General features: G+C 71.5%; 3 protein-coding genes. All 3 read right to left on the bottom strand.

Translation table 11 applies throughout. The annotated features are described in order from the left end of the window. Positions 1-528: coiled-coil domain-containing protein (locus H5J33_RS29425; RefSeq protein WP_399552955.1), on the bottom strand; the 528-nt coding region annotated here is incomplete at its 3' end. A gap of 237 nt (positions 529-765) precedes the next feature. Beyond that, the gene (locus H5J33_RS29420) at positions 766-1836 is read right to left on the bottom strand and encodes a C40 family peptidase (protein WP_181797847.1); all 1071 of its coding nucleotides are present in this window, start codon (positions 1834-1836) and stop codon (positions 766-768) included. A 222-nt stretch (positions 1837-2058) separates the two neighbouring features. Beyond that, positions 2059-2938, bottom strand: an 880-nt coding sequence (locus H5J33_RS29415) for an NYN domain-containing protein (RefSeq protein ID WP_181797846.1), incomplete at its 5' end; no start/stop codon positions are given.

Genomic DNA, 2938 nt, shown 5'->3' with positions numbered 1-2938 from the left:
CCGCTTGTGGGCGGCCACGGCCCGGCGGCTGCGCTCCAGTTCGGCGAGGGCGTCGGCGGCCTCCGCGCGTTCCTGGGCGAGTTCGCGCAGCGCGGACCGCAACTCCCGCAGCCGGCCGGCCTGCCGGGCCCCGAGGCGGTCGAGCATGGCCGCCTTGTCCAGGTAGTCCTCGGGCCCGGCGGAGAAGAACAGCGCGACGGCCGGGTCGATGCCGCCGGACCGGTACTGGGCACCGGCCAGCGAACCGAGCTGTTCCCGCAGGTCGTTGACGCGCTGCTGCTGCCGGGCCAGGTGGTCCCGGGTGTCGCGCAGCCGCCGGCGCAGTTCCCCGGCGCGCTCGTCGGCCTCGTCGTAGGCCTGGGTCGCCTTCTCGGCCTCGGCGTACAGCCGGTCCAGTTCGGCGCGGCCGCCGGCGTCCGGTGCCGCGTGTGCCGGTACGGCGCCGAGTGCCGCCGCGGCCGACAGCACGCACAGGGCGGCGGCGCCCCGGTCGAATCCGGACGGTGCAAGGCGGCGATGGGACCCCACGGCAGTCCTTCTGCTGGCGGACGTCTGACCGTTGCCCCGGCGCCGGGGACGGGGAGGCCCCGGCGCCGGGAAACGCGGCAGACAGTAGCCGCGCGCGGGGGCCCGGACCAAAGACCTCGGCGTCAACACATGCTGACGCCCCGCCCCTGACGCAGGTCACCGGCGGGGCGTGGGGTCAGTTCCGGTTCCGGTGATTCGCCCGTTCGGGCGCCACCGGGTCCGTGTGTCGCGGGGCTGTCAGACGCGCACGCCCCACATGAACGGACCACCGATGGTGCTCATGGACTCGTACCGGACGACCGTGCCGGTGCGCGGGGCGTGCAGGATCTGGCCGTTGCCCGCGTACAGGCCGACGTGGTGCAGGTCGTTGAAGAAGAAGACCAGGTCGCCGACCTTCAGATCGCTGACCGAGGTGATCCGGGTGCCGATCTGGGACTGTGCCTCGGCGGTGCGCGGGATGGAGACGCCGGCCTGGGCGTAGGCCCAGGAGGTCAGGCCCGAGCAGTCGAAGGAGGACGGGCCGGTGGCGCCGTAGACGTACGGCGAGCCGAGCCTGGTCTGCGCGGCGGAGAAGGCCGCCTGGGCCCGGCCGGAGGCGGGCACGGACTCGCCGAGGTCGGGACGCTCGCTGCCGCCGGTGGAGCGGTTGGCGCGCTCCTGGCTCTGCTGGGCGCGCTTCTGCTCCTGTTCGGCGAGCTGCTGCTTCTCCTTGGCGGTCAGGGTGTTCAGCAGCCGCTGGGCCTCGCCGAGCTTGGCCTGGACTTCCTTCTTCTTGTTGCCCAGTTCGGTGCGGGTGGCGGAGAGGTCCTTGAGCTTCTCGGTGGCCTCGGCCCGCTCCTGGGCGAGTTCGCGCTGCTTGTCCTGGATCTTCTTCAGCGCGTCGACCTGCTGGCTGCTCAACTGGTCGAGCGTGGACGCCTTGTCGAGGTAGTCGTCCGGGTTCGAGGACAGGAACAGCTGGACCGACGCGTCGATGCCGCCGGAGCGGTACTGGGCGGTGGCCAGCGAACCCAGGCCGTCGCGCAGCTTGTTGAGCTCCTCCTGGCCGCGGGCGACGTTGTCCTGGATGGTGGAGATTTCCTTCTGCAGCTTCTGCTGCTTCTCCTTGGCGCCGTTGTACTTCTCGGTCGCCTGCTCGGCCTGCTCGTAGAGCTTGTCGACCTTCGCCTTCACCTCGTCCTTGCTCAGCTTCTCGCTGGGGGCGGCGTTGGCGGCGTTCGCGCTGAGCGCGACGGCAGCGGCGGCTGCGGTGGTCAGCACGGTCACGCGGGTGCGACTCGGCTGCTTGGGTCGACGGTGGGACGCCACGGAGGGGGAACTCCTTCTTGAGAGTGATCACCCGTTCGGAGGTTCGAGCCAGACCCTAGTGACCTAGTTGTGATCAGTTCAAATCCTCACGGCAAAAAAACCCGTCACGCCATGCATTCTTTGCACACAACTCACGCGCGGTGAGGCACGCCTGACCCTACGTCGCGTGACGGAAAGGTCGATTCGGGCGTTACCGGCGCCTGTTGGACCTTCGGGACACCGTCAGGACAACCGCTTCAGAAGCACCGCGGAAGCCACCGGCCGGGCACCCGCCTTCGCGACCCCGTCGGCCACCTCCCGGTCGGTGGAGGCGACGATGACCGGGCGCCCCGGCGGCTCGGCGCGCACCAGCTGCCGGATCAGCTCGTCGGCGGTGACGCCCGGCTTCGAGAACAGAACGCGCACCCCGCGCGGCGGGGCGAGCAGTACCGGCGCGGCGAGTTCCGCGCCGTCGAAGACACAGGTGACCTCGGCGCCGGTCTGCGCGGCGAGCGCCGAGAGCTGGCCCAGCAGCCTCAGCCGCTGCTTCTCCAGCGGCATCTGCGGATAGCCGGTCTTGGTCACGTTGTAGCCGTCGACGACCAGGTGCACCTGCGGCAGTGCCAGCAACTGGTCGAGAATGGCCGGGTCGTTCTCCGACAGGGCGCGCGCCGCGATGTCCTTCGGGGTCATCCGGCCCGGCTCCACCGCGTCGACCGTCTCGGCCGGGCGCACCGACACCGGCGGCAGGGCTAGTTCACGCCTGAGCCCCTGGGTGGCGTCCAGCAGGGTGTCGAGCAGCAGCCGTACCCGCATGTCCTCCACGCTGCGGCCCTCCCGGGCCGCCCGGCGGGTGGCCTCCAGCGCGGCCTCGGCCTCGCCGAGGCGGGCCTTGAGCCGCCGGGACTCGCTCTCCGCCGCCGACACCTGCGCCTGCGCCTCGGCGCGTACGGTGTCGATCTCGCCGTGCGCCTTGCGCAGCGCGGCCTCGCCCCGCTTGACGTCGCTGAGCGCGGCGCGCAGCTTGCGGTGCAGCGACTCCGCTTCCTTGCGCGCCGACTCCAGCTCCGTACGCAGCCGTTCGGTCTCGCTCCGGGTGTGCTCACGGGCCTGCGCCAGCTCC

Origin of the sequence: Streptomyces sp. WELS2, from assembly GCF_013870595.1 — a bacterium.
GTDB lineage: Bacteria > Actinomycetota > Actinomycetes > Streptomycetales > Streptomycetaceae > Streptomyces.
This window is presented reverse-complemented; position numbering and strand designations above follow the sequence as displayed.